The organism is Pseudomonas sp. WS 5146 (assembly GCF_012985495.1).
In the GTDB taxonomy this organism is placed as follows: Bacteria; Pseudomonadota; Gammaproteobacteria; order Pseudomonadales; family Pseudomonadaceae; genus Aquipseudomonas; species Aquipseudomonas edaphica.
This window is the reverse complement of record NZ_JAAQWL010000001.1, coordinates 214090-240993: the sequence shown is the minus strand read 5'-3', so window position 1 is coordinate 240993 and position 26904 is coordinate 214090. Positions and strand designations below refer to the sequence as shown.

Sequence of the window (26904 nt, the reverse complement as noted above, 5' to 3'; positions counted from 1 at the left end):
GTGAAGGGCTGATTGCGTTGGATGGCGATGATGAACCGGTGTGTTTGGACCGCTTGAGTTCAGCGTGTACCCGGTGGAGAGAAGGCCAGCGGGTACAGTTCGCCAGGATTCACCGGCCAAAGGGTGTGTTTGCGTTTTGTATCAGGCTTATTGGGGAGCCTGGTGCGGATTTTTGAATGGGATGTCAGGAGAACGGCAATGGCAACGGGTAAAGTGAAGTGGTTTAACGCGGAGAAGGGTTTTGGGTTTATTACCCAGGATGGTGGCGGGCCTGATCTTTTTGTTCATTTTTCTGCAATTTCAGCTGAAGGCTTCAAGACACTCGAGGAAAATCAAAAAGTGGAGTTCGAGATAGGGCAGGGAGCGAAAGGGCCCCAAGCTCAGAACGTGCGACCAGCGTGAGGATTTGAAGATCATTGATCGTTCCCACGCGGGAGAGTGGGAACGATCATCACTGACTTACAGCTGGCCCTTCAGTGCCTGGCACACCGCAATCGCAGGCAAGCCAGCTCCCACATTTGAACGGGTCACCCCTCGACGATCGTCGCTGGTGACGGCTCCCTGTCATCCAGCAGTCGCTCAGCCAACAACCGTCCCACCTCAATCAACTGCGCAATACCCAGCGCACCTTCTCGCTGTGTTCCTTCCAGGTCAAAGGCGACGTCGCAGGTCAGGGCGTGGGCGGATGCCAGGGTTTCGGTGAGGTTGACCAGCAGGTCTTCGGTGCTGATGCCGTCGATAAGGGTGAGGATTACGCTGGGTGGGGGATTTGGGGTGGGTTTGATCATTGTGAAGCTCCTTGCGAAAGTGGAGCCGCCACTGATCGCCGCGACGCGATTGAAGGTGGCAGCTGTACGCAGGTTCGCGGACCGGTCTAGGAGCAACCCGGCATACCCGAAGGTATCCCGCGCACAGCCGCCATAGCGCCGCACAGTAGACGATAAAAAAGCGTCGACTGAAAGGGAGATGGTGCTTTTACTCCGTAGTAAACCGGGCCGCGACGCCCGACCACTGCATTTGCAGCGGTGTACGGAGACTAGGGAGCCCGGTTCCTAGGGGCAACCCGAAAACCTTGTCGGAAATTTCCTCAGTAACAACAGGTACACACCCATCCAACTGTGGGAGCTGGTTGAAGATCGTTCCCACGCTCCCGCGTGGGAATGCCTCCTGTGACGCTCTGCGTCACCGTTGCGCAAGGCTCAAGTCGGGACGCGGAGCGTCCCTGGCTGCATTCCCACGCAGAGCGTGGGAACGATCTTTACAACAGGTACACCCCCATCCAGCTGTGGGAGCGGGCTTGCTCGCGAAAGCGGTGTGTCAGCCAAAACTGTTCTAACTGAACCACCGCCTTCGCGAGCAAGCCCGCTGAAGATCGTTCCCACGCTCCCGCGTGGGAATGCCTCCCGTGACGCTCTGCGTCACCGTTGCGCCGGGCTCAAGTCGGGACGCGGAGCGTCCCTGGCTGCATTCCTTTGCTGCGCGTGGGAACGATCATCACACCCCCATCCAGCTCCCACATTTGAACCGGTGACCGCTCGACGATCGTCGCCCTGAAACCAAAGTTGGAAGGCTTCTTGCAATACCGCCTCCAGGACGCTCTCCCGCGTCAAAACTTTGCTTCAAGGAACACGAGGAATACCGGTGGTAGATCGCTCTCAAATGCTCAACACGGCCCGTGGCACCCTGACTGATTTGTCGCGGGGCAACCTGGGTGTGCCGTTGTTGTTGCTGGTGATGCTGGCAATGATGATGTTGCCAATGCCGCCGTTCCTGCTCGACGTGTTTTTCACCTTCAACATTGCGCTGTCGGTGGTGGTGCTGCTGGTCTGCGTGTATGCCCTGCGGCCGCTGGATTTCGCCGTATTCCCGACCATTTTGCTGATCGCGACCCTGCTGCGCCTAGCGCTCAACGTGGCATCCACACGGGTGGTGATGCTCCACGGCCAGGACGGCCACGCCGCCGCCGGTAAGGTGATCCAGGCCTTTGGTGAGGTGGTGATCGGCGGTAACTATGTGGTCGGTATCGTGGTGTTCGCGATTTTGATGATCATCAACTTCGTGGTGGTGACCAAGGGCGCCGGGCGGATTTCCGAGGTGAGCGCGCGTTTTACCCTCGACGCCATGCCCGGCAAGCAAATGGCGATCGACGCTGACCTCAACGCCGGCCTGATCGACCAGAACCAAGCCAAATCCCGTCGCCTGGAAGTCGCCCAGGAAGCCGAATTCTATGGCTCCATGGACGGCGCGAGTAAATTCGTGCGCGGCGACGCCATCGCCGGCCTGTTGATCCTGTTTATCAACCTGATCGGTGGCATCGCGGTCGGGATCTTCCAGCACGGCATGACCTTCGGCGATGCGGGCAAGGTCTACGCCTTGCTGACCATTGGTGACGGTTTAGTGGCGCAATTGCCATCACTGTTGTTATCCACAGCTGCAGCCATCATGGTCACCCGTGCTTCGGGCTCCGAAGACATGGGCAAGCAGATCAGCCGCCAGATGTTCGCCTCGCCCAAGGCGCTGGCCGTGGCCGCCGGCATCATGGCGATCATGGGCATCGTGCCGGGCATGCCGCACGTGTCGTTCCTGAGCATGGCGGCCATGGCCGCCGGTGGTGCCTACCTGTTCTGGCGCAAGCAAAATGCGGTCAAGGTCCAGGCCCAGCAGGAAATCGCCCGCCAGCAAGACTTGCTGCCATCCCCGGCCCGCGCCCAGGAAACCAAGGAGCTGGGCTGGGATGACGTGACCCCGATCGACATGATCGGCCTGGAAGTCGGCTACCGCCTGATTCCGCTGGTGGACCGTAACCAGGGTGGCCAACTGCTCGCGCGGATCAAGGGTGTGCGCAAGAAGCTGTCCCAGGACCTGGGCTTCTTGATGCCCACCGTGCACATCCGCGACAACCTTGATTTGGCCCCCAGCGCCTACCGCCTGACCCTGATGGGCGTGATCCTGGCCGAAGCCGAGATCTACCCGGATCGTGAGTTGGCGATCAACCCTGGCCAGGTGTTCGGCACGCTTAATGGCATTACCGCCAAAGATCCGGCTTTTGGCCTGGAAGCGGTATGGATCGAAGTCAGCCAGCGCAGCCAGGCACAATCGCTCGGTTACACCGTGGTCGACGCCAGCACCGTGGTCGCCACCCACCTCAACCAGATCCTCTACAAGCACTCCCATGAGCTGATCGGCCACGAGGAAGTCCAGCAATTGATGGGTTTGCTGGCCAAAGCCTCGCCGAAACTGGCCGAAGAACTGGTACCCGGCGTGCTGTCGCTGTCGCAGTTGCTCAAGGTGCTGCAAGCCTTGCTCGCCGAACAGGTGCCGGTGCGCGACATTCGCAGCATTGCCGAGGCCATCGCCAACAATGCCGCCAAGAGTCAAGATACTGCCGCTTTGGTGGCCGCGGTGCGTGTCGGGTTGTCCCGCGCCATCGTGCAAAGCATTGTAGGCATTGAGTCTGAGCTGCCTGTGATCACCTTGGAACCAAGGTTGGAACAAATATTGCTCAATAGTATTCAGAAGGCCGGACTTGGCCAGGAAGAGGGCGTTCTGCTGGAGCCAAGCATGGCTGAGAAACTGCAGCGTTCGTTGATCGAAGCCGCCCAGCGTCAGGAAATGGCGGGCCACCCGGTGATTCTGCTGGTGGCAGGCCCGGTTCGAGCGATGTTGTCGCGGTTTGGTCGCCTGGCAGTTCCGAATTTGCACGTTTTGGCTTATCAGGAAATTCCTGACAATAAGCAAGTGACTATCGTCGCGACAGTAGGGCCCAACGGCTGAGGTAGTGGGTTATGCAAGTTAAGCGTTTTTTCGCCGCCGATATGCGTCAGGCCATGAAACTGGTACGTGATGAGCTGGGCGCCGATGCCGCGATTATTGGAAACCGTCGCATTGCCGGCGGTGTCGAGCTGACGGCTGCCCTGGATTACACCCCGTCGGCGCTGGCGCCGCGCGTGCCGAACATGGAACTCGAAGACGAACTGCGCAAGACCGCTTCGCGCATTGTCTCGGCCCAGGCTGAATTGAGCATGCGTGGCGACAGCGATGCCAGCACCAATCGCCAATTGTTCGCCGGCTTGCCGCTGACCGCCGCCGAGCCGTTGGTAGAACCGACCTTCAAAGAACCGCCACGCCCTGCAGCGCCAGCCCCGGCCGCCGCTGTCGACCAGCGCGCGCTCGACTCGATGCGTTTTGAACTCAATGGCCTGCGTGAGTTGCTCGAAGTGCAGTTGGGCTCGTTGGCGTGGACGCAGCTGCAAGGCAGTAAACCGCACCAGGCCAACCTGTGGCGTCGCCTGCAACGCATCGGCCTGTCCGGCCCGTTGTCGCGCGATTTGCTTGCACTGACGGCTGAAGTCGAAGAACCGCGCCAAGCCTGGCGCATGTTGCTGGCGCACCTGGCGCGCATGATCGCCACGCCGGAAATCGAACCGCTGGAAGAGGGCGGTGTGATTGCCATGGTCGGCCCCGCCGGCATGGGCAAGACCACCACCCTGGCCAAGCTGGCCGCGCGTTATGTGCTCAAGTACGGCGCGCAGAACATCGCGCTGGTGAGCATGGACAGCTATCGCATCGGCGCCCAGGAGCAGCTCAAGACCCTGGGCCGCATCCTCAATGTGACGGTGACCCACGTCGACCCGGGCCAGTCGCTGGCCAATGCACTCGACCCACTGCTGCGCAAGCGCGTGGTGTTGATCGACACGGCCGGCCTGCAAGCCAGCGACCCGGCACTGCGCATGCAGCTTGAAAGCCTGGCCGGGCGTGGCATCAAGTCGAAAAATTACCTGGTGCTTGCAACCACCAGCCAGAAACAGGTTCTTACCGCTGCCTACCACAGCTACAAACGCTGTGGCCTGGCCGGTTGCATTCTCACCAAGCTCGACGAAACTGCGAGCCTGGGCGAGGTGTTGAGCCTGGCGATCAGTCATGAGTTACCGGTTGCCTACCTGACCGACGGGCCGCGGATCCCGGATGATTTGCATCTGCCGCGCCGTCATCAGTTGGTCAGCCGTGCTGTCAGCGTGCAAATGCAAGAAGAGCCTAGCGAGGAAGCGATGGCCGATATGTTCGCCGACCTTTACCACAACCCGGCTAAGCGGGTGGGGTGAGGCAGGATGAACACCGTGAAATGTATCTACATCGATGGTCTGCAAGCGATTCACGCGGCCAAGCCATGTAGCCTGCGTCTAAGCAAGACAAGGTAAAGAAATAAAATGGGCAGCATGCATCCCGTACAGGTGATCGCGGTGACCGGCGGCAAAGGTGGCGTCGGGAAAACTAACGTGTCAGTGAATTTGTCCCTGGCCCTGGCAGAGCTTGGCCGTCGCGTCATGCTGCTGGATGCTGACCTGGGCCTGGCGAACGTGGACGTTCTGCTGGGGCTGACACCCAAACACACCCTTGCCGATGTGATCGAAGGCCGTTGTGAGCTGCGCGATGTGCTGCTGCAAGGCCCCGGTGGCATTCGCATCGTGCCGGCTGCCTCAGGCACCCAGAGCATGGTGCACCTGAGCCCGGCGCAGCATGCCGGCCTGATTCAGGCGTTCAGCGACATCGGCGACAACCTCGATGTGCTGGTGATCGACACCGCCGCCGGGATCGGCGAGTCCGTGGTCAGCTTCGTGCGCGCCGCGCAAGAAGTGCTGCTGGTGGTGTGCGACGAACCCACGTCGATCACCGACGCCTATGCCCTGATCAAACTGCTTAACCGTGACTACGGCATGAACCGCTTCCGCGTGCTGGCCAACATGGCCCAAAGCCCGCAGGAAGGGCGAAATCTGTTTGCCAAGTTGACCAAGGTCACGGATCGCTTCCTCGATGTCGCCTTACAATACGTGGGCGCAGTTCCTTATGACGAGTGTGTGCGCAAGGCTGTGCAAAAGCAGCGTGCAGTCTATGAAGCGTTCCCTCGTTCGAAGTGCGCATTGGCGTTCAAGGCTATTGCTCAGAAGGTCGATACTTGGCCGTTGCCTGCCAACCCTCGGGGGCATCTGGAGTTTTTCGTCGAGCGATTGGTGCATCAGACGAGCGCGGGACCTGTGCTATGACATCCAGCGGCTACAACCTTTACAAAAAGTCGGCACGTGACAGTCAGGGCGAACTGATCGAGCGCTATGCGCCCTTGGTCAAGCGCATTGCCTATCACTTGCTGGCACGCCTGCCTGCCAGTGTGCAGGTTGAGGACTTGATCCAGGCCGGCATGATCGGCCTGCTCGAAGTGTCGACCAAATACGACGCGAGCAAGGGCGCGAGTTTCGAGACGTATGCGGGTATTCGCATACGCGGTGCGATGCTCGATGAAGTGCGTAAAGGGGATTGGGCGCCGCGTTCGGTACACCGCAATACGCGTATGGTCAGTGACGCAATTCGTGCAATTGAAGCAAAAACCGGTCGTGACGCTAAAGATCATGAAGTTGCGGCCGAACTCCAATTGAGTCTCGACGATTACTACGGGATTTTGAACGATACCTTGGGCAGCCGCCTGTTCAGTTTCGACGACCTTTTGCAGGACGGCGAACACGAAGGGCTGCACGAGGACGGCGCGAGTGCACATCTGGAACCGTCGCGCGACCTGGAAGACGAACGTTTCCAGAGCGCGTTGGCGGAGGCGATTGCCAATTTGCCGGAGCGTGAGCGACTGGTGTTGGCGCTGTACTACGACGAAGAGCTGAACCTCAAGGAAATCGGTGAGGTCCTGGGGGTCAGCGAATCGCGTGTCAGCCAGCTGCATAGCCAGTGCGCCGCCCGCTTGCGGGGGCGATTGGGAGAGTGGCGCGCGCGCTGACAGGCAGTGTGGGGACACTGCAGACGCTACCGCAAAGGCTCTACGCTTTTGCGGGTTCGTGCCGTGGTGCCCTGGGCAGTCCTTTTTGTGTAACGCCTGTTGATTGAAATGGCGCGTCCAGGTGCTGGGCGCGTTTAAGACTGCTTGGAGGTCGAATTGGACAAGAACATGAAAATCCTCATCGTTGATGACTTCTCAACGATGCGGCGGATCATAAAAAACCTGTTGCGTGACCTTGGGTTCACCAACACGGTCGAGGCGGATGACGGCCTGACGGCGATTCCGATCCTCAACAGCGGGAGCATCGACTTTCTGGTAACCGACTGGAACATGCCGGGCATGACCGGTATCGACTTGCTGCGTCACGTGCGCGCCGATGAAAAACTGCGCAGCTTGCCTGTGTTGATGGTGACCGCCGAAGCCAAGCGTGAACAGATCATCGAAGCCGCCCAAGCCGGGGTTAACGGTTACGTGGTCAAGCCATTCACTGCATTGGCCTTGAAAGAGAAGATCGAAAAAATCTTCGAACGCATCCACGGCTGATGTCACCACGGGGGAGCTATGGAGCATAAAGAAACGTCACAGGGCGATTTTGAATCGACCCTGAAAAAGCATGCTCACCAGTTGGTCGACAGCCTTGAAAAAGGCCAGTTCGGCGACGCGGTGCAGTTGATCCATGAGCTTAACCAGACCCGTGACCGCGGCCTGTATCAGGAAGTGGGCAAGCTCACACGCGAGCTGCACAGTGCAATCGTCAATTTTCAGATTGACCCGCACATGCCCCAGGCCGAAGAAATCTCGCAGATCACCGATGCCACCGAACGCCTGTCCTATGTGGTCCGGCTGACTGAGGCGGCGGCCAACCGCACCATGGATCTGGTGGAAAACGCCACGCCCTTGGTCAATGGCATGGCCACCGAAGCTCAGGCGCTCAGCGTTGACTGGGGCCGCTTCATGCGCCGGGAAGTGGGGGCTGAGGAGTTTCGTGAGTTGGCGCGTCGGGTTGAGGGCTTTCTGTCGCGCACCGAACAGGAAAACCGCACGGTGGCCAGCAACCTCAATGACATTCTGCTGGCCCAGGATTACCAGGACCTCACCGGTCAAGTGATCAAGCGCGTGACCCAACTGGTCACCGAAGTGGAAAGCAACTTGCTCAAATTGGTGCTGATGGCCGGCCAGGTCGACCGTTTTGCCGGCATCGAACATGACCGCGCAGCGATCCTCTCGGAAAAAGATCCACAAAAACATCTCGCCAAGGGTGAAGGTCCGCAGATTCATGCCGATAAACGTGAAGACGTTGTGTCAGGTCAGGATGACGTAGATGACCTGTTATCCAGTTTAGGCTTCTAAGGAGCACCCACATGAGCTTCGGCGCCGATGAAGAAATCCTTCAGGATTTCCTTGTAGAGGCCGGCGAAATTTTAGAGCAACTGTCCGAACAACTGGTCGAGCTGGAAAGCCGACCGGATGATGCGAACCTGCTCAATGCAATTTTTCGCGGTTTTCACACTGTAAAAGGGGGCGCCGGCTTCCTCCAGCTCCATGAGCTGGTGGAGTGCTGTCACATCGCCGAGAACGTGTTCGACATCCTGCGCAAGGGTGAGCGTCACGTCGACTCGGAACTGATGGACGTGATTCTCGAAGCATTGGATGCGGTCAACGGCATGTTCAGCGAGGTGCGCGAGCGTGCGCCGATCACGGCCGCCACGCCGGAGCTGCTGGCTGCGCTGGCACGCCTGGCCGAACCTGCCGATACCTCGGTTGCGCCGGTCGCCGCGCCTGAGCCTGAGGTTGAAGCCGAGCCGGATGTGACCGACAGCGAGTTCGAACAGCTGCTCAACTCCCTGAGCGCGGTGAAAGCCGAAGCTGAAGCACCGCAAGCGGTGGCTGCGCCTGCCGTGCCGACCAGCGAAGACATTACCGACGCAGAGTTCGAATCCCTGCTCGACCAGTTGCACGGTAAAGGCCAGTTTGCGCCGGACGCCGTGGCACCTGCTGCTGAGTCGGCAGCGCCTGCTGCGTCTGCCACATCTACAAGCGCCACCGACATTACCGACGACGAATTCGAAGCACTGCTCGACCAACTGCATGGCAAGGGCACGTTTGCCGCCGAAGCCTTGCCGGAAGTCGCCGCCATCGCGGCCGCACCTGCCGCCAGCGCCGCGCCTGCCAGCGTTGAGCCTGGCGCTGACGGCCTGATCTCCGATCACGAATTCGAAGCGCTGCTCGACGAGTTGCATGGCAAAGGCAAGTTCTCTGAAGTGGCCCCGGCTGCAGCAGCGACTGCAACGCCTGTGGCTGCCAAACCTGCGCCAGCCAAAGCCGCCGCGCCTGTGGCTGCCAAGCCCGCACCGGCACCGGCTGCCGCACCTGCGCGTGCCGCAGCGGCGCCGGTAGCCGAAAAGCCTGCCAGTGAAGCCGAAACCACCGTGCGGGTTGATACCGCGCGCCTGGACGACATCATGAACATGGTCGGCGAACTGGTGCTGGTGCGTAACCGCCTGGTGCGCCTGGGCCTGAACAGCGGCGATGAAGCCATGCAAAAGGCCGTGTCGAACCTCGACGTGGTCACCGCAGACTTGCAGACCGCCGTAATGAAAACGCGCATGCAGCCGATCAAGAAAGTCTTCGGCCGTTTCCCGCGCCTGGTTCGCGACCTCGCGCGCCAGCTCAAGAAAGAAATCAACCTGGAACTGGTGGGTGAAGAAACCGACCTCGACAAAAACCTTGTCGAGGCCCTGGCCGACCCGCTGGTCCACTTGGTGCGCAACGCCGTCGACCATGGCGTCGAAACCCCGGAAGAACGCGAAGCCTCGGGCAAGTCGCGTAACGGCAAGGTGATTCTGGCGGCCGAGCAGGAAGGCGACCATATCCTGCTGTCGATCACCGATGACGGCAAAGGCATGGACCCGGCGATTCTGCGTAATATCGCGGTCAAGCGCGGCGTGATGGACAAGGACGCCGCCGACCGCCTGACCGACACCGAATGCTACAACCTGATCTTCGCGCCGGGCTTCTCGACCAAAACCGAGATTTCCGATGTGTCCGGCCGTGGCGTGGGCATGGACGTGGTGAAGACCAAGATCAGCCAGCTCAACGGCTCGATCAATATTTACTCGACCAAGGGCCAGGGCTCCAAGATCGTGATCAAGGTGCCGTTGACCTTGGCGATCATGCCGACCCTGATGGTGATGCTGGGCAACCAGGCGTTCGCCTTCCCGCTGGTCAACGTCAACGAGATCTTCCACCTCGACCTGTCACGCACCAACGTGGTGGACGGCCAGGAAGTGGTGATCGTGCGCGACAAGGCGTTGCCACTGTTCTACCTCAAGCGCTGGCTGGTGGCTTCGGCCAAGCATGAAGAGCAGCGCGAGGGCCATGTGGTGATTCTGTCCGTGGGCACCCAGCGCATCGGCTTTGTGGTCGATCAACTGGTGGGCCAGGAAGAAGTGGTCATCAAGCCTTTGGGCAAAATGCTGCAGGGAACCCCAGGCATGTCGGGTGCGACCATCACCGGTGACGGTCGGATCGCGCTGATTCTTGATGTTCCGAGCATGCTCAAGCGTTACGCCGCTCGGCGTATTTGATTCTGGTGGGGCAGGGCGGTAGTGCCCGCCCCGCCTAACGGAGTATTTATGGCAGTCAAGGTCCTGGTGGTGGACGATTCGGGTTTCTTCCGCCGCCGCGTCTCGGAAATTCTTTCCGCCGATCCAACCATCCAGGTGGTCGGCACGGCCACCAACGGTAAAGAGGCGATTGATCAAGCCATTGCGTTGAAACCGGACGTGATCACCATGGACTACGAGATGCCGATGATGGATGGCATCACCGCAGTCCGGCACATCATGCAGCGCTGCCCGACCCCGGTGTTGATGTTCTCCTCGCTGACCCACGAAGGCGCCCGGGTGACCCTCGACGCGCTGGACGCGGGTGCGGTGGACTTCCTGCCGAAGAATTTCGAAGACATCTCGCGCAACCCCGACAAGGTCAAGCAGATGCTGTGCGAGAAGGTGCACAGCATTTCGCGCAGTAACCGTCGCAGCCTGTTCAGTGCGCCTGCGCCTGCGCCAGTTGCCGCGCCGACGCCGAGCACCTCGACGTTTGCTCGCCCGGCCCCGGCCCCGATAGCCCGGCCCGCAGTGGCGCCGGTGCGGGCCCCGGCACCGAGCGCGCATTCGCCTGCGCCCAAGCGCAAAGCCTACAAGCTGGTCGCCATTGGTACGTCTACCGGCGGCCCGGTGGCCTTGCAGCGCGTATTGACCCAACTGCCGGCCAACTTTCCGGCGCCGATCGTGTTGATCCAGCACATGCCCGCCGCCTTCACCAAGGCCTTTGCCGAGCGCCTGGACAAGCTGTGCCGCATCAGCGTCAAGGAAGCCGAGGATGGTGACATCCTGCGTCCTGGCCTGGCACTGCTGGCACCGGGCGGCAAGCAGATGATGGTCGACGGCCGTGGCGCGATCAAAATCCTGCCGGGCGACGAGCGCTTGAACTACAAGCCGTGCGTGGATATCACCTTCGGCTCGGCGGCCAAGTCCTACGGCGACAAAGTTCTGGCGGTGGTACTCACCGGCATGGGTGCCGACGGCCGTGAAGGCGCACGCCTGCTCAAGCAGGGTGGCAGCGCGATCTGGGCGCAGGACGAAGCCAGCTGCGTGATTTATGGCATGCCCATGGCCATCGTCAAGGCGGACCTGGCTGACGCGGTTTATAGTCTGGACGACATTGGCAAACATCTGGTGGAGGCCTGCCTCTGATGGATGTCTTGAGCCTGATTGGCATCACCATGGCGTTTGTCGCGATTATCGGCGGCAACTACCTGGAAGGCGGCCACCTCGGCGCCTTGGCCAATGGCCCGGCGGCGCTGATCGTGATTGGCGGTACTGTGGGCGCGGCGCTGTTGCAGTCGCCGCTGAGTTCGTTCAAGCGCGCCATGCAGATTCTGGTGTGGATTATCTTCCCGCCGCGCGTGGACCTGCCCGGCGGCATCGACCGTGTGGTCAACTGGAGCCTCACCGCGCGCAAGGAAGGCCTGCTGGGCCTGGAAGGCGTGGCCGATGCCGAGCCCGACAGCTATGCGCGCAAAGGCCTGCAACTGCTGGTCGATGGCGCCGAACCCGAGGCGATTCGCAGCATCCTTGAGGTGGATTTCTACACCCAGGAAAGCCGCGACATCAACGCCGCCAAAGTCTTTGAAAGCATGGGCGGCTACGCGCCGACCATCGGCATCATCGGTGCCGTGATGGGCCTGATCCACGTGATGGGCAACCTGGCCGACCCGTCGCAGCTGGGTAGCGGCATTGCCGTGGCGTTTGTCGCCACCATTTACGGCGTGGCGAGTGCCAACCTGGTGTTGTTGCCGGTGGCCAGCAAACTCAAGTCGATCGCCATGCGTCAATCGCGTTACCGCGAAATGCTGCTGGAAGGCATCTTGTCGATTGCCGAGGGCGAGAACCCGCGCTCCATCGAATTGAAGCTCCAGGGCTTCATGGATTAATGCCCATGCACATCGACCTGTGGCCAGTGAGCGTTATGTGGCGAGCGAACTTGTTGTGGCGAGTGAGCTTGCTCACGCTGGGCTGCGAAGCAGCCCCAAAACCATACACCGCAACCTGCCTGAACAAACGCATTGCCTGGAGTGGGTCCGCTTCGCGCCCCAGCGCGAGCAAGCTCGCTCGCCACAATGAAGCGGGCACCAGTGAAGCGCTCAATAGGGGCCAGGGAGGTATCTGCCTGTGAGCCGTCGTCGCCGCGAGCCTGAAGAGCACGTCAACCATGAACGCTGGCTGGTGTCCTACGCCGACTTCATCACCTTGCTGTTCGCGTTTTTTGTGGTGATGTACTCCATCTCGTCGATCAACGAGGGCAAGTACAAGATTATTTCCCAGGCGCTGGTGGGCGTATTCAACGACACCGACCGCTCGCTCAAGCCGATCCCGATTGGCGAGGAGCGGCCCAAGACCGTGACGCCGGCCAAGCCGCTGGTCAATGACAGTGACGAAACCGCCGCCGGCATCGGTGGCACCAGCGACCCGCTCAAAAGCATCGCCGATGACATCAGTGCCGCGTTTGGCGACTTGATCAAATCCAACCAGATGACCGTGCGCGGCAATGAGTTGTGGGTGGAGATCGAGCTTAATTCCAGCCTGCTGTTCGCCAGCGCCGATGCGTTGCCGAGCGATCAGGCGTTTACCATCATCGATAAGGTGGCGGCGATTCTCAAACCGTTTGAGAACCCGATCCACGTCGAAGGCTTTACCGATAATTTCCCGATCAGCACCGCGCAATACCCGACCAATTGGGAGCTGTCATCGGCACGGGCCTCAAGCATCGTACGCATGCTCGCGATGCAGGGCGTGAACCCTGGGCGCCTGGCGTCGGTGGGTTACGGTGAGTTCCAACCGGTGGCCAATAACGCCACTGCCGAAGGCCGCGCGCGCAACCGCCGTGTGGTGCTGGTGGTGTCACGTAACCTGGATGTGCGCCGCAGCCTGACCGGCACCGGTACTGCCAACGCAACACCGGATGCAGCCTTGAAGCGGGCTGGCACACAAACTGCACCGCCAACCGTTAAGCCGCCGGTTCGTCAGAGCACCGTCAATTCTCCGTCACCGGCTCAATAATGTTATGTAATGTCTCGGTCGCGCCTTAGCCTACCGGGAGGAACCAACTGAATGAGAGTCTGGGCAGTTGCCAATCAAAAGGGTGGAGTCGGCAAGACCACCACGTCCATCGCCTTGGCCGGCTTGCTGGCCGAGGCGGGCAAGCGTGTGGTCGTGGTCGACCTGGACCCGCACGGCTCGATGACCAGTTATTTCGGCTATGACCCGGATGCGCTGGAGCACAGCTGTTACGACCTGTTCCTGCACAAGGGCAGCGTACCGGCAGATTTGCCCGGGCAATTGCTGCTGCCCACCAGCAACGAGAGCATTTCGCTGTTGCCGTCGAGTACCGCGCTGGCGACCCTTGAGCGCCAGTCGCCGGGGCAGAGCGGCCTGGGCCTGGTGATCGCCAAGACCCTGGCGCAACTGTGGCAGGACTTCGACTACGCGATCATCGACAGCCCACCGTTGCTGGGCGTGCTGATGGTCAACGCCTTGGCGGCCAGCCAGCAGTTGGTGATCCCGGTACAGACCGAACACCTGGCGGTCAAAGGCCTGGAGCGTATGGTCAGCACCTTGGCGATGATCAACCGTTCGCGCAAACAGGCGCTGCCGTTCAGCATCGTGCCTACACTGTTCGACCGTCGTACCCAAGCGTCGCTGGGCACCTTGCGGGTGTTGCGCGATGCTTACCCGGAAACGATCTGGAACGGCTACATTCCGGTGGACACGCGCTTGCGTGACGCCAGCCGCGCCGGGCTCACGCCGTCGCAGTTCGACGGCAAGAGCCGTGGCGTACTGGCTTACCGTGCGTTGCTTAAACATCTGCTGTCCCAGCAACTTGTGGCGCAGGTGGCGTGATGAACCGTCCCGTTGAGCTTAAGACCCGGCCGCAACTGGCACTGGAATCCTACCTGGACGCCTTGTTGCAGGATGCGACGGCAGAAGAATTGCCCGAGCCGATTCTGGTCCTTGAACCGGCCGTAGTCGAACCCGAAAGCACCCTGGATGAATTTCAGTTAGCGGTGCTGGAAGAACAGGCTCGTGATGCCCACGTGGTGGTGCCGATTGTGCCTGCGCCCGTGGTGGTCACGCCCGTGGTGGTTGAACCGGTGGTCGATGTGCACCTGCCGCCGAGCATCACGCCGCCGCCGGTCACGGGTGACGGTCGCCCATCGTGGGCGGCCGAGCCGTTCGAGTGCCTGCTGTTCGACGTCGCCGGGTTGACCCTGGCGGTGCCGCTGGTGTGCCTGGGGTCGATCTACTCGCTGGAAGGCCAGGAGCTGACGCCGCTGTTCGGGCAACCGGAGTGGTTCCTCGGCATCCTGCCCAGCCAGGCCGGCAACCTCAAGGTGCTGGATACGGCGCGCTGGGTGATGCCCGACCGCTACCGCGATGATTTTCGCCAGGGCTTGCAATACGTGATCTCGGTGCAGGGCTACGAGTGGGGGCTGGCGGTGCATCAAGTCAGCCGCTCGTTGCGCCTGGACCCCAATGAAATCAAGTGGCGCAGCCACCGGGGCCAGCGGCCTTGGCTGGCGGGCACCGTGATTGAACATATGTGCGCGTTGCTCGACGTCGCCGAACTGGCCGAGTTGATCGCCAGTGGGGCGGTCAAGACGATGCCACAGAACAAACGCAGTTGATTGAACAATAAGGGCCGTGCGGTTGCGCGGTCGAAGAAGCACACACTGAAGGGGTCAGGGGTATGAACAAGTCAGCATCCGCACAAGGTTTGGATGATCCGATCCTGCAATGGGTTACCTTCAAACTGGACAATGAAACCTACGGCATTAACGTGATGCGCGTGCAGGAAGTGCTGCGCTACACCGAAATCGCCCCGGTTCCAGGCGCGCCGAGCTACGTGCTGGGCATCATCAACCTGCGTGGCAACGTGGTGACGGTGATCGATACCCGCCAGCGTTTTGGCCTGATGCCTACTGAAGTCAACGACAACACGCGTATCGTGATCATCGAAGCCGACAAGCAAGTGGTCGGTATCATGGTCGACAGCGTGGCTGAAGTGGTTTACCTGCGCCAATCGGAAGTGGAAACCGCGCCGAACGTCGGTAACGAAGAGTCGGCCAAGTTCATCCAGGGCGTGTGCAACAAGAACAACGAGCTGTTGATTCTGGTTGAGCTGGACAAGATGATGAGCGAAGAAGAATGGTCGGAACTGGAGAGCATCTGATTGTTCCTTGATGCGGCGGTGATTGTCCTGGCCCTGTTGTGGGCCGGGACGTTGGCATTCCTGCTGCGCTATATGCGCCAGCAACGGGAACTGGCCGTGCAGCAGGCCGAGCGCGATGCTGTGCGTGACCGACGGATTCTGGATTTGGTCAAGCGTGTGGATCACTTCCAGCAGAGTGCGGTGAAGGTCGGGGATGAAGTGCATGAACTGCGCGCGATTCTTGGGCCGTTGCCGGATAAGTTGGCGCAGATTGAGCAGCGTGATCCTTCAAGCCTGTCGTTTGCCCAGGCGGCCAAATTGGTCGGCATGGGGGCGACGGTGGATGAGCTGACGCAGTCGTGTGGGTTGACCCAGGCTGAGGCGCAGTTGATGAGCAAGTTGCACAAGAGCTGATTGCGGCGATCCTCTGAGACACCGCGGTCGAAATGTGGGAGCTGGCTTGCCTGCGATGGCATCAACTCGGTGTACCTGATGTACCCAAGTGCCTGCATCGCAGGCAAGCCAGCTCCCACAGTTGACCGAGTATTGTTCTGTTGCTCTGGCCATTACATCCTTTTCGCTGGCGAAATCAGCGGTCTTTTGATCTGCGCTTGAGATCGAAAGCCGACCGGAGTGGTTGGATCAAAAGCGCATCAATGTGCTTTCGGGCTACCGATACAATCCTTATAGCAAGGCTCCACACGCACATCCGGCCTGTCGTCGACGTAGAAGCCGTCGCGATTGGGCATCTTCAGATGAGTGAGGGTGGCAGCATCCACCGTGGCGTTCGCTTCCACTATCTCGTTTTTGTTCAGGATATAACCCACCACTGCGTACACCTGATCATTGCTCAACGACTGTGGTTGCTGGAAGGGCATGGTGCGCCTTACATAGTCGAACAGGGTGGTTGCGTAGGGCCAATAACTGCCGACAGTTTTGACCGGTTTGGATGTGGGGAGCGAGCCTGCGCCGCCCATTAGTGCCGGGCCAGTGCCGCCCTCCAGGTTGGCGCCGTGGCAGCCAAGGCAGCTGGTTTGATAGACCTTTTCGCCTTCCATGACCGTGCCTTGTCCGGCGGGCAGGCTCTTGCCATCGGGAGCGACGTCGATGTTCCAGCGGGCGATGTAGTGCTCTGTCACCGGCTGCCCCAAGCCGGATTGCGCAGCCGTCGATGCGCATGCGACCACGCCCATGCTCAGTAGCCCCAATGCCATGGCGGTAAGGTTATGCACGGCCATTGCTCACCTCCCCATTGGCGTTGATGCGCCAGGGCTGGATTGCATTGTTGTGGTAGAACGAGAAGTCCCCGCGCACGGCTTTCAATTGTTCCAGGCTGGGTTGCACGTAGCCGGTCTCGTCGATGGCGCGGCTCATGATGAGCATTTCTTTGCCCAGCCATTGGAAGGGCGCGCGAAACACCGTCAGGCATTTGTTCAGCACCGGCTCCTGCAGCGTGGCCGCATACCAGTTGTTCCCGCCGTCGACGGACACGTCCACGCGGGTGATTTTTCCGTTGCCGCTCCAGGCGATCCCGCGTATTTCATGCGGGCCTTTGCGGGTGAGTGTCTGGGTGCCGGACGGGGCCGTGATGAGTGACTTGCACTCCATCACGAAGGAGAACTTCCTGGCTCGCCCATCTGGCATCAAGTCGGTGTATTTGGCCGTTTCTTCACGGCTGTACGCCGGGGCATCGGTGACATGCAGGCGGCGCAGCCACTTGATGTGGGTATTGCCTTCATAACCCGGAACGATAAGACGCAGGGGGTAACCTTGCTCGGGGCGCAGCCTTTCGCCGTTTTGGCTGTAGGCGACCAACACGTCATCCAGGCATTTTTCGAGCGGCAGGCTGCGGGTCATGGCAGCGCCATCGGCGCCTTCAGCCACAACCCATTTCGCCCCTGGCTTAAGGCCAGCCGCGTGCAGCAAGGTTTTCAGCGGCACGCCGATCCACTCGGCACAGCTGACCAGGCCCGCGACTTCAGCGGCGGTTTTGCCCCAGGGCGGCAGGAATGAAGGGTTGCCCGAGCATTCGATGAAGTGGATGCGCGAGACGGCGGGAAACTGGCGTAGCTCATCGAGGGTGAACAGCAGCGCTGTGTCGGTCAGCCCATGAATCACCAGGAAGTGCCTGGCCGGATCAATCGCTGGCACGCCGGCGTGATGGCGTTCAAAAAACAGCCCGTTGGGCGTAATGATGCCGTCCAGTTCCTGCAGGGGCGAAGTACTGTAAGCCGACATGCGCTCGGTAAGCCCGGGGTAGAGATTGCGCACCGCATCCGTCTCAAAGCTGGACGGTTTACCGTAGGGCACACCGGTGGGGCCGCCCAAGGTTTTTGTCCAGGCCGGCACTTCCAGTTGTTCATCGGCTGATCCGGGAGATTGTGCCGCGCGCGCCAACGGGCCAAAAGCAACCCCGAGCGCGGCGCTGCCAACCAGCAGGCTGGTTTTGCCGAGGAAGTCCCGGCGAGCCAGGGGCGCGGCGATTGCGGGTTTATCGTCTGTTGAGTCGTCTTTCATTCTGGCTCTCCTGAGCAAAAATTTTGGCGACTCACCAGCGGTTCACGCTGCACCATGGGTTTTAATGTAGTCGGTTTTTAATCGCAGGCTTTGAAATTGATGTAACCCGGCGACGAATTAATTTTCAAGCGGATGGCTTTTTTCTTCTCCTCAAAGGTCCACATCCTTCAGGAACCCTTGAACCCAGGAGAATGCCCCCATGACCACCCCCAAAGCACTGTTGATCCTGCACGGCAAGCAAGCCCTCAATGAGGACGTGCGCGCTGCCGTGCAGGCCCGGCGCGAGCAGGGTTGGGAGCTGGCGGTACGGGTGACGTGGGAGGGCGGCGATGCCCAGCGCCTGGTCAATGAAGCCTTGGCCGACGGTTATACCCACTTGATCGCCGGTGGTGGCGACGGCACGTTGCGTGATGTAGCCGAGGCCATGGCCTTGGCCAAGACCGACGCCAGCCTGGTGTTGATGCCGCTGGGCACCGCCAACGACTTTGCCCGCGCCGCCGGTGTGCCGCTGGAGCCTGAACGCGCGCTGGCGCTGCTGGATGTGCCGCCCAGGGCCATCGACCTCGGTCAGGCCGGTGGGCAGATGTTCCTCAATATGGCCACCGGCGGCTTTGGCAGCCAGGTCACCGCCAATACCTCTGAAGACCTGAAAAAAGTGCTGGGCGGCGCGGCGTATCTGTTCACCGGGCTGTCGCGTTTCAGCGAGTTGAAGGCGGCGTATGGCGAGCTGGAAGGGCCGGGCTTTCACTGGAAGGGCGATTTGCTTGCACTGGGCATCGGCAACGGCCGCCAGGCGGGCGGTGGGCATGTGCTGTGCCCTGGCGCGCTGGCCGATGATGGCTTGCTTGATATCAGTATTTTGCCGGCGCCCCAGGAAGTGGTCGGCACGCTGATGACCCTGATGAGTGACGGCTGGGGCCTGGACAATATGTTTGTCCGCGCGCGCCTGCCATGGGTCGAGATCAAAGTGGCCGAAGGGCTGTATATCAACCTTGATGGCGAGCCATTGAAAGGCGATGACCTGCGTTTTTCCGCGCTGCCCAAGGCCCTGCGCGTGCACTTGCCGCTGGGCTCGCCGTTAGTCGTCCAGGCTGATGATCTGCTCGCGAACGGCGAATAACACCAGGCCCGCCACGTCGAAGATCTGCAGGCGTTTCATGATCTGCGAGCGATGCGCTTCCACTGTCTTGATACTCAAGCCCAGGCCATGGGCGATTTCCCGGGTGGACTTGCCGCGCACGATCAAACGCAGGATCTCCAGCTGGCGCGCCGTAAGGTTATGGTTGTCGGCGGCGGAGGAGACAGGCCCCTGGCTGCGGATCAGCGCCTGGTTGATCACCGTGTGGGCAATCGCAGGGCTCAGGTAGCGCTCGTTGTTACGCAAGGCCAGCAGGGCATGTTCCAGCTCGCTGGCGGTGGTGTCCTTGAGCAGGTAGCCATGGGCGCCGGACTCCAGCGCGCGCATGATCAGCTCCGGGTCGGTGTGCATCGACAGGATCAGCACCTTGCTTTTGGGGTAGGCCGCCTTGAGTTGCTGAAGGGCGTCGAGGCCGCCGGTGTATTTCATCGACAGGTCGAGCAGCACGATATCTGGCTGCAGCGCGCTGAATGTCTCCAGCAATTGCGCGCCATCGCTGGCCTCGCCGATCACGCTGTAGCCTTGGATATCCTGGATCAGCGCGCGTACGCCGGCCCGGATCAGTGCGTGGTCATCCACCAGGAGTAAGTTGCAAGTCACTCGAGAACCTTAGGGGAATTGGCCCGTTCGAGGGCGCGGGGCGCCCAGGGAAAAAGCGCGTCGATGCGTGTGCCTTTGCCTGGCTGGCTGCTGACAGACAATGCACCGCCCAGTTGGTCGATGCGCTCGGTCATGCCGGCCATGCCTCGTTGGCCTTCAAGGCCTGGGTTGGTCGCCGGTGAAAAGCCCAGGCCGTCATCGCAGATCATCAGCGACAGGCCTTCGGGCAGGCGTTGCAGGCGTACCAGCAAATTCTGCGCCTGGGCATGGCGCAACATATTGGTCACCGCTTCCTGGGTGATGCGAAAGGCGGCCACGGCCATTTCTTCCGGGATGCCGGTCAGGCGCTGCTGGCATTCCAGGCTCCAGTGCACCGAGGTGTTTTCCAGGGTCTTGAGCAAGTGCGCGCGCAGGCTCGCCTCAAGGCCCAGGCTGGCCAACTGGCGGGGGTTGAGGATGGCGGACACGTCGCGCACTTTGGCCAGGGTTTCGTTCAAGGTATTGCATAACACCGTGCATTGGCTTTGCAGGTCGTCGGGCAGGCGACGCTTGAGCCATTCGCTTTGCAGTTTGGCGGCGGTCAGCAGTTGGCCGATATCGTCATGCAGTTCGCGGCTGAGGCGGTGGCGTTCGTTTTCCTGGACCTGCAGCAGGCGGTCGGCCAGTTCCTGCGGCTGGAATTTTATCGACTTGCGCGAGCGCCACTGCTGCAGCCCCACCACCACCAGGGTGGCCAGGTTGAGCAGCACTATCAACAAAGGCAGGGGAGCTGAGCGTGTGTAGGCCCACAGACTGACCAACAGCGAGCAAAGGCACAGGGCGAGGGCCAGGCGGCGAGCATTGCTGCGGGACACGGACCTTGCGATGAGTGACTTTAGGCTGGCGTACATAGCGGATGGAGCCAATGAAGGTTCGCTGCGGGAAGACCGGTCACTGCGGCTGACAGGGCTCTGTGTGGAATACGGTGCTGGAACGTTTTTTTATACATGATGAAGTTGAGTCACTTCGAACGGGGCATAGTACCACCACTATTACCGTCGGTCGCCTGGCGCCTTACCCGGTGCCGCCTAATCTGCGCCAAACGCCGAGGAACCTGACTCCGTAGTTCAAAGAGCCAGCGGTTTACTCAGCATAGTTATATTAATTTGGTTTGTTTGTATCGATATTGCGTTGATGGCTAATTGATATATATCGCCCACGCATCATTGTCGACCGTTGAATGTACGGTCGTTTTTAGATAACTCGACGATCAAATACGACCTGTCAGTACTCAGGACGCGTGATGTACGCGCTGTTGTGGTTTATGCGTGAAGTCTTTCTGCGGGATCTGCAAAGTGACGGTCGCGATCAGTGTGGTTTGTTCGCTGTCATCCAGCGTCAGTTCGCCGGTGCGGATGTCGATCAGCTCCAGTTGCCAGGCCAGCAGCGTCAGGCAGTCATGCAGGGCACTCAGCGCCTGGTCGTGCAGCTCCATGGGGCTTGCGGCGTTGGCGATCAGGTATTGGATATGTCGGGAAAACTCGCTGATCGCCTGCAGGGCCAGGCCTTCGGCTTTTTCCGCCAGCTTGGCCAGGCTGGTTTTCATGCAGTCGATGGCATCGCTGTCGTTGCGAATCAGATGTAAATGGTGCAGGCACTCTTCTGACTTGGCCAAAAGCTTTTCGGCTTCCAGCAGAAACTCGGGAAGTGCAGTCTGCCATTCGTTTGCGCTATTCATCATGCAAGTCTCCGCAACATAAGGTCGGGTGATGAGATGTCGCACCGGGTGAATGGCGTAAAACTACCGCTGAAATATGACTGAGATCTGTAGCCTGCTTCTGAAATTTCAGTAGGACCGTTACTTGAATGATCAGAGTCGCCGTGGAAGGCCCTGGTCATTCGGGTCATTTGCACAACTTTGGTTGCCGCCACGTATAAGTCTGGAAGACCCGTGGGCCGAGGGCTTGGGATGGCAAACAAAAGCCTGACTCCATTCATGCAATGAGAATGGCGTCACATTAATGGCTATTAGATATCGCGAATATCAGGTCGGGCCTGATTGTGCATAGGGGAATCCCTTACACAGCGGAACCCTACGTCGATTTGAATGTCGCGCAAGGTCGCTGTACTGCCGTCTGGAGAGCGGATTGCAGTAAACCATGATGTCAGTGTGACATCAATGTATTTACATGGCATTTTACCGGGGTCAAGGTCTGGCGCTTGCCGCCGATAACCACCCTTAAGTGAGCTGCACAATCCCACATCAGGAGCTTTTAATGGCCGGCATTCTCGACACGGTAGATCAACGCACGCAACTGGTGGGTGAGAATCGCCTGGAGATCCTCATGTTTCGCCTGGCCGGTCGGCAATTGTTTGCGATCAACGTGTTCAAGGTTCAGGAAGTCCTGCAACTGCCCAAGTTGACCCTGATGCCCCAGCGTCACCCGTTTGTATGCGGCGTGGTCAACCTGCGTGGCCAGACCCTGCCGGTCATTGACCTGTCACAGGCCATCGGCATGCGCCCGCTGGTGCCGGGGCCGAACAGCACGATTATCGTCACCGAGTACAACCGTTCGGTGCAGGCCTTCCTGGTGGGCGGTGTGGACCGCATCGTCAACATGAACTGGGAAGCCATCCTGCCGCCACCGGCCAGCGCCGGGCGCCAGCATTACCTCACGGCCATCAGCAAGGTCGATGACCAGTTGGTGGAAATCATCGACGTGGAAAAAGTCCTCGCCGAAATCGTGCCGTACAACGCCAAAGTCTCGCGGGAAAAACTTGAAGACCCGGTGCTGGAACGTGCCCGTGGCCGCGAAGTGCTGCTGGTGGACGATTCCAACGTGGCCCTCTCGCAACTGCGCGACACCCTGGGGCAACTCGGCGTGAAGATGCACATTGCCAGCGACGGCCTCAAGGCGCTGAACATGCTCAAGGCCTGGGCCGACAGCGGCCAGGTCATGACCGACAAATTGCTGATGATCTTCACCGACGCCGAAATGCCCGAGATGGACGGCTACCGCCTGACCACCGAAATCCGCAACGACCCGCGCCTGCGTGGCCTTTATGTGGTGCTGCACACCTCGCTGTCGGGCAGCTTCAACGACTCAATGGTCAAGAAGGTCGGTTGCGACAACTTCCTGTCCAAATTTCAGCCCGACAAGCTGGTGGATGTGGTGCGCCAACGCTTGATGTTGGACGAAGTGCCCGCCTGAGCAGGCGGCCTATTGTGGCAGGCAGTCTTGTGATGGCAGGCAGGCTTGTTGTGGCGAGCAGGCTCGCCACAGTAAGCTTACCGGTCACAAGAGCTCCAGCGACCTTTGATTCTGGAAGTCCCGTCCTATAGGGTGGCGCTTTGTCCCCCTCAGGAATGCAGGCCCATGCTTCGTCTCAGCGCGCTGTACCGTTACCCCTTGAAGTCTGGCAAGGCCGAAGCCTTGCAGCACATCGGCCTGGATAAACTCGGGCTGGATGGGGATCGACGCTGGATGCTGGTGGACGAAGCCAGTGGCCGATTCCTGACCCAGCGGGCGGTGGCGAAGATGAGCCAGTTGTCGGCGTTGTGGAACAGCGCCGGTGGCCTGACCCTGAATTCGCCTGGCTTTGCCACGCTGGACGTGGCGCTGCCGGGCAGCGATGCCGAGTTGCGCGGTGTAACTATTTGGCGCGACACCTTGCGTGTGCCGGATGCCGGCGATGCGGCGGCAGCCTGGGTCAGCGAATTTATCGGCAAGCCCACGCGGCTGGTGCAGGTGCCGCTGGCACGTGCACGTACTACCGAGGCCGGTTATGGCAAGGACGACGATCAGGTCGGTTTTGCCGATGGTTTCCCCTTGCTGCTGATCGGCCAGGCCTCGTTGGACGACTTGTCCCAGCGCATCGGCCGGCCGATGGAAATGCTGCGTTTCCGTCCCAATCTAGTGATTGAAGGCAGCGAGGCCTTCGCCGAAGACGGTTGGAAACGCGTGCGTATCGGCGACGTGGAGTTTCGCGTGGTCAAGTCGTGCTCGCGCTGCATCCTCACCACCATCGACCCGGCCAGCGGCGAGCGCAGCGCCGACCGTGAGCCGCTGGCGACACTCAAGACCTACCGTGAGCAGGGCGGTGACGTGATGTTCGGCCAGAACCTGGTCAACGATGGCAGCGGTGAATTAGCCGTCGGAATGCCCGTGACGATCCTGGAATAAAAAATGCCCGTCTCCTGCGAGACGGGCATTTTTTTGCGCTGTAACCCTTAGCCGCGGTATTCGCACAGGTAAGCGGTGTCTACGGCAACCTTCAGTTGGAACTTGCTGTTGGCCGGCACGTTGAACTGGCTGCCGGCCGCGAAGGTTTCCCAGGCGTTGGCGTCTGGCAGCTTGACGGACAGGGCGCCGGACACCACGTGCATGATTTCACGCTGGGCGGTGCCGAATTCGTATTCACCCGGTGCCATCACGCCGATGGTCGCAGGGCCCTCTGCGGTGCCGAAAGCGATCGACTTGACGGTGCCGTCGAAGTACTCGTTGACTTTGAACATGGGTGAATCCTCGGAAAAGGGTCTGGAAAGGTCGGCCAGTATGCCCAAGGCCGGTGGTGCTGCCTAGACCGGCAAAATCAACGGCAGCAGGCGTGCGGTGTTGCGCGCGTCTTCCAATGCCCGATGTTGCTGGCCATGGAACTGCATCCCCGCCAATTGCAGCGCACCGTTGAGCCCCAAGGGCTTGTCCAGCCGCCGGGCCTTGGCGAAACGCTGCTTGAGGTTCACATGCGCGGTCTGGGCGAGCGCGCTGGTCAGGCCATGGCGTTGCCATTCAAGTTCAAGCTGCGCGCGGTCGTAGTCGCCCCAGCTGGCCCAGCCTTCCAGGCGCGCTTGATGTTGGCCCAGCCAACGCTCAAACAAGGGCCACACCTCGGTGATCGGCGCCGCCGCGTCGATGTTGGCCTGGGTGATATGCGTGAGTTGGCGACAGAACGGCGTCAGCAAGGGGCGACGCAGCGGCCGCACAAAGCGCTGGAAGTGATCCAGTTCGCGGCCCTGGCGGTTCACGAGGCTGGCGCCGATCTCGATGACTTCCATCTCCGTCACGGGCCAGCCGCCTTCATCCGTTGTGGCTTCAAGGTCAATAATCAGCCAATGGGGCATCGTGCAGGTTCCCGTACTCGTCCTTTCCTGATGGGGATAGAGCGTAGCTGGGCCGTGTAGTTCCGCCTAGGGTGTTATTCGATCTCCAGCAAAACCTGGCGATTGCGCACTTGATCTCCTGCGACAACCTGCACACCCTTGATCACACCGTCGATGCCGGCCGTCAGCGGATGTTCCATTTTCATGGCTTCGAGCACCAGCAGCAGTTGGCCTTTGCTGACGCTTTCACCGGCGCTTACGCGGATATCGACAATCGCGCCGTCCATCGGTGCCTTGACGATGCCGGTGCTGGCGTCGGCCCGGCGGCTGGCGACGTGTTGGGTGCGGTTGATGATCTTCACGCCCGGCAGCCAGAGCTGAGTGTCGTCCAGATGGTAGGGCAGGCGACGGCGAATGCCGTCGATCACCAGTGTGGCCCAGCGGCCGTCGGTGGTCAGGTCATGGATCTCGATGCCGTTGGCTTGCAGATGATTGCCGTCCAATACGTTGACGTCGAGGTCCTGCACCTCGTCGTTCACCGCCAGGCGATAGCGCCAGGCGGCCTTGTTGCGCCATCCCGACAAGCCTTGGCGGTGGGTGTTGGCGCTGTGTTGGTAAAACAGTGCGGCGGCCAGCGCGACCTGCTCCTTTGTCGCGGCGTGACGTGGGATGTCATTGAAGTGTTTGGCGATAAACCCGGTACTGAACTCGCCTGCGATAAAGTCCGCTTGCCCGAGCAGGTCCACCAGCAAACCCTGGTTGGTGGTGACGCCCAGTAACACGGTGTCTTGCACTGCGCGCAGCAATTTGCGCCGGGCCTCTTCGCGGGTGGCGCCGTGGGCGATGATTTTGCCCAGCATGGCGTCATAGAACGGGCTGATGCGTTGGCCCTCAAGCACGCCGTGGTCGATGCGTACCCGGGCAGCCGGCTCCCAGCGCAGCACATCGCCGGTTTGCGGCAAAAAGCCCTGGGCCGGGTCTTCGGCGTACAGGCGCACTTCCATGGCGTGGCCGGTCAGGGTCACGTCGGCCTGTTGCAAGGGCAGCGGTTCGCCAGCGGCGATGTTCAGTTGCAACTCAACCAAGTCCAACCCCGTGATCAGTTCGGTAACGGGGTGCTCCACTTGCAGACGGGTGTTCATTTCCAGGAAGTAGAAGTGGCCGTTGCGGTCGAGCAGAAATTCGACGGTGCCGGCGCCGACGTAATTGACCGCACGCCCAGCCTTCAGCGCAGCTTCGCCCATGGCTTGGCGCAGCGCAGGTGTCATCACCGGGCAGGGCGCTTCTTCGATGACTTTCTGGTGGCGGCGCTGGATCGAGCAGTCGCGTTCGCCCAGGTAAATGAGGTTGCTGTGGCTGTCGCCGAACAGTTGGATTTCAACGTGGCGCGGGTCGATCAAAGCTTGTTCGAGGATCAGTTCGTCGCTGCCAAACGCGTTGAGGGCTTCGGAGCGTGCGGTACGCAGTTGATCGAGCAGTTGGCTGCCGTCGTGGACCAGGCGCATGCCACGCCCGCCACCGCCGGCACTGGCTTTGATCATCAGCGGGTAGCCGATACGGTTGGCTTCTTGCTGCAAGGTCGCGTCATCCTGGGCATTGCCTTGGTAACCGGCGATGCACGGCACACCCGCGTCGAGCATGGCGAGTTTGGACTGGCGTTTGCTGCCCATCAGCTCGATGGCGGCAACGCTGGGGCCGATGAAGGTGAGGCCGGCGTCCAGGCAGGCTTGGGCGAATCCAGCGTTTTCGGAGAGGAAGCCGTAGCCGGGGTGGATGGCGTCGGCGCCTGTGCGTCTGGCGGCGTCGAGGATGGCCGGGATGTTGAGGTACGACTGGTTAACCGGCGCGGGGCCGATGTGGACGGCTTCGTCGGCCATTTGCACGTGCAGGGCCTGGGCGTCGGCGTCGCTGAAGACGGCGACGGTGCGATAGCCCAGGGTTTGGGCGGTGCGCTGTATGCGGCAGGCGATTTCGCCGCGGTTGGCGATCAGGATTTTGGTGAATGCAGGCATGGGTTTA

General features: G+C 60.5%; 27 protein-coding genes. 18 read left to right on the top strand and 9 right to left on the bottom strand.

Annotated elements, in window-relative coordinates:
• Positions 1 to 198 precede the first annotated feature (198 nt).
• Positions 199 to 402: a cold-shock protein gene (locus tag HBO41_RS01015; protein WP_169984815.1), complete on the top strand. Its 204-nt coding sequence runs from the start codon at positions 199 to 201 to the stop codon at positions 400 to 402.
• A 125-nt stretch (positions 403 to 527) separates the two neighbouring features.
• Here the strand turns inward: HBO41_RS01015 and HBO41_RS01010 are convergent, their stop codons facing one another.
• Entirely contained in the window at positions 528 to 788 is a 261-nt protein-coding gene (locus tag HBO41_RS01010; protein ID WP_169984813.1) for a DUF6124 family protein, read from the bottom strand.
• An 871-nt stretch (positions 789 to 1659) separates the two neighbouring features.
• On the opposite strand from HBO41_RS01010, the gene flhA reads away from it, so the two are divergent.
• The 14 genes from flhA to HBO41_RS00930 all read left to right on the top strand — a co-directional run bounded on the left by flhA (position 1660) and on the right by HBO41_RS00930 (position 15964).
• Positions 1660 to 3774 (top strand): flagellar biosynthesis protein FlhA, encoded by a 2115-nt coding sequence (gene flhA / locus HBO41_RS00995; RefSeq protein ID WP_032865399.1) that lies wholly within the window; start codon positions 1660 to 1662, stop codon positions 3772 to 3774.
• A gap of 11 nt (positions 3775 to 3785) precedes the next feature.
• Positions 3786 to 5102, top strand: coding sequence for a flagellar biosynthesis protein FlhF (gene flhF, locus HBO41_RS00990; RefSeq protein WP_017134956.1), 1317 nt, complete (start codon positions 3786 to 3788; stop codon positions 5100 to 5102).
• A gap of 105 nt (positions 5103 to 5207) precedes the next feature.
• Positions 5208 to 6041 carry a flagellar synthesis regulator FleN gene (gene fleN / locus HBO41_RS00985; protein ID WP_003192912.1) on the top strand — a complete coding sequence of 278 codons (834 nt, stop codon included), beginning with the start codon at positions 5208 to 5210 and terminating at the stop codon, positions 6039 to 6041.
• Entirely contained in the window at positions 6038 to 6778 is a 741-nt protein-coding gene (gene fliA, locus HBO41_RS00980; RefSeq protein WP_017134957.1) for an RNA polymerase sigma factor FliA, read from the top strand. Before fleN ends, fliA begins: the two co-directional genes overlap by 4 nt.
• 168 nt (positions 6779 to 6946) lie before the next feature.
• Complete coding sequence (locus HBO41_RS00975) at positions 6947 to 7321, top strand: chemotaxis response regulator CheY (protein ID WP_003192908.1); 375 nt, start codon at positions 6947 to 6949, stop codon at positions 7319 to 7321.
• A gap of 18 nt (positions 7322 to 7339) precedes the next feature.
• A complete protein-coding gene (locus tag HBO41_RS00970) occupies positions 7340 to 8128 on the top strand; it encodes a protein phosphatase CheZ (protein ID WP_099548887.1) in 789 nt (262 codons plus the stop codon).
• 11 nt (positions 8129 to 8139) lie between these two features.
• Positions 8140 to 10365: a chemotaxis protein CheA gene (locus tag HBO41_RS00965; RefSeq protein WP_017134959.1), complete on the top strand. Its 2226-nt coding sequence runs from the start codon at positions 8140 to 8142 to the stop codon at positions 10363 to 10365.
• 48 nt (positions 10366 to 10413) lie between these two features.
• Positions 10414 to 11535 carry a chemotaxis response regulator protein-glutamate methylesterase gene (locus HBO41_RS00960; protein ID WP_169984811.1) on the top strand — a complete coding sequence of 374 codons (1122 nt, stop codon included), beginning with the start codon at positions 10414 to 10416 and terminating at the stop codon, positions 11533 to 11535.
• Complete coding sequence (locus tag HBO41_RS00955) at positions 11535 to 12275, top strand: flagellar motor protein (protein ID WP_005790033.1); 741 nt, start codon at positions 11535 to 11537, stop codon at positions 12273 to 12275. The genes HBO41_RS00960 and HBO41_RS00955 overlap by 1 nt, the downstream gene beginning before the upstream one ends.
• A gap of 238 nt (positions 12276 to 12513) precedes the next feature.
• Positions 12514 to 13401 (top strand): flagellar motor protein MotD, encoded by an 888-nt coding sequence (motD, locus tag HBO41_RS00950; RefSeq protein ID WP_169984809.1) that lies wholly within the window; start codon positions 12514 to 12516, stop codon positions 13399 to 13401.
• 51 nt (positions 13402 to 13452) lie between these two features.
• Positions 13453 to 14241, top strand: coding sequence for a ParA family protein (locus tag HBO41_RS00945; protein WP_017134961.1), 789 nt, complete (start codon positions 13453 to 13455; stop codon positions 14239 to 14241).
• Positions 14241 to 15026: a CheW domain-containing protein gene (locus HBO41_RS00940; RefSeq protein ID WP_099548890.1), complete on the top strand. Its 786-nt coding sequence runs from the start codon at positions 14241 to 14243 to the stop codon at positions 15024 to 15026. The genes HBO41_RS00945 and HBO41_RS00940 overlap by 1 nt, the downstream gene beginning before the upstream one ends.
• A gap of 62 nt (positions 15027 to 15088) precedes the next feature.
• Positions 15089 to 15571: a chemotaxis protein CheW gene (locus HBO41_RS00935; RefSeq protein ID WP_017134963.1), complete on the top strand. Its 483-nt coding sequence runs from the start codon at positions 15089 to 15091 to the stop codon at positions 15569 to 15571.
• On the top strand, positions 15572 to 15964 hold the full coding sequence (locus tag HBO41_RS00930) for a DUF2802 domain-containing protein (RefSeq protein ID WP_017134964.1): 393 nt from the start codon (positions 15572 to 15574) through the stop codon (positions 15962 to 15964). It begins immediately after the preceding gene.
• Between the two features lie 239 nt (positions 15965 to 16203).
• On the opposite strand, the gene HBO41_RS00925 is transcribed toward HBO41_RS00930, so the two are convergent.
• Together HBO41_RS00925 and soxC are read right to left on the bottom strand one after the other, a co-directional pair.
• On the bottom strand, positions 16204 to 16788 hold the full coding sequence (locus tag HBO41_RS00925) for a c-type cytochrome (RefSeq protein ID WP_138448975.1): 585 nt from the start codon (positions 16786 to 16788) through the stop codon (positions 16204 to 16206).
• Positions 16775 to 18067 carry a sulfite dehydrogenase gene (soxC, locus tag HBO41_RS00920; protein ID WP_169984807.1) on the bottom strand — a complete coding sequence of 431 codons (1293 nt, stop codon included), beginning with the start codon at positions 18065 to 18067 and terminating at the stop codon, positions 16775 to 16777. Before soxC ends, HBO41_RS00925 begins: the two co-directional genes overlap by 14 nt.
• A gap of 199 nt (positions 18068 to 18266) precedes the next feature.
• Here soxC and yegS point away from each other — a divergent pair, with 199 nt between their 5' ends.
• Positions 18267 to 19187 (top strand): lipid kinase YegS, encoded by a 921-nt coding sequence (yegS, locus tag HBO41_RS00915; protein ID WP_056861072.1) that lies wholly within the window; start codon positions 18267 to 18269, stop codon positions 19185 to 19187.
• Here the strand turns inward: yegS and HBO41_RS00910 are convergent.
• The 3 genes from HBO41_RS00910 to HBO41_RS00900 form a co-directional block, all read right to left on the bottom strand.
• Positions 19146 to 19805, bottom strand: a complete 660-nt coding sequence (locus HBO41_RS00910) for a response regulator transcription factor (RefSeq protein WP_099548893.1) — start codon at positions 19803 to 19805, stop codon at positions 19146 to 19148. The two genes, yegS and HBO41_RS00910, sit on opposite strands and share 42 nt — an antisense overlap.
• Positions 19802 to 20695, bottom strand: coding sequence for a sensor histidine kinase (locus HBO41_RS00905; RefSeq protein ID WP_026013517.1), 894 nt, complete (start codon positions 20693 to 20695; stop codon positions 19802 to 19804). Before HBO41_RS00905 ends, HBO41_RS00910 begins: the two co-directional genes overlap by 4 nt.
• Positions 20696 to 21075: 380 nt before the next feature.
• On the bottom strand, positions 21076 to 21525 hold the full coding sequence (locus HBO41_RS00900; protein ID WP_169984806.1) for a hypothetical protein: 450 nt from the start codon (positions 21523 to 21525) through the stop codon (positions 21076 to 21078).
• 535 nt (positions 21526 to 22060) lie between these two features.
• Between HBO41_RS00900 and HBO41_RS00895 the strand changes: the two genes are divergently transcribed.
• Positions 22061 to 22996, top strand: a complete 936-nt coding sequence (locus HBO41_RS00895; RefSeq protein WP_017134971.1) for a chemotaxis protein CheV — start codon at positions 22061 to 22063, stop codon at positions 22994 to 22996.
• A 165-nt stretch (positions 22997 to 23161) separates the two neighbouring features.
• Positions 23162 to 23968 carry an MOSC domain-containing protein gene (locus HBO41_RS00890; protein ID WP_099548894.1) on the top strand — a complete coding sequence of 269 codons (807 nt, stop codon included), beginning with the start codon at positions 23162 to 23164 and terminating at the stop codon, positions 23966 to 23968.
• A gap of 47 nt (positions 23969 to 24015) precedes the next feature.
• Here the strand turns inward: HBO41_RS00890 and HBO41_RS00885 are convergent, their stop codons facing one another.
• The 3 genes from HBO41_RS00885 to HBO41_RS00875 all read right to left on the bottom strand — a co-directional run bounded on the left by HBO41_RS00885 (position 24016) and on the right by HBO41_RS00875 (position 26897).
• Positions 24016 to 24300 (bottom strand): pyrimidine/purine nucleoside phosphorylase, encoded by a 285-nt coding sequence (locus tag HBO41_RS00885; RefSeq protein WP_010566373.1) that lies wholly within the window; start codon positions 24298 to 24300, stop codon positions 24016 to 24018.
• A gap of 63 nt (positions 24301 to 24363) precedes the next feature.
• A complete protein-coding gene (locus HBO41_RS00880) occupies positions 24364 to 24906 on the bottom strand; it encodes an exonuclease domain-containing protein (RefSeq protein WP_017134973.1) in 543 nt (180 codons plus the stop codon).
• A 74-nt stretch (positions 24907 to 24980) separates the two neighbouring features.
• Positions 24981 to 26897, bottom strand: coding sequence for an acetyl/propionyl/methylcrotonyl-CoA carboxylase subunit alpha (locus HBO41_RS00875; protein ID WP_169984805.1), 1917 nt, complete (start codon positions 26895 to 26897; stop codon positions 24981 to 24983).
• Positions 26898 to 26904 lie beyond the last annotated feature (7 nt).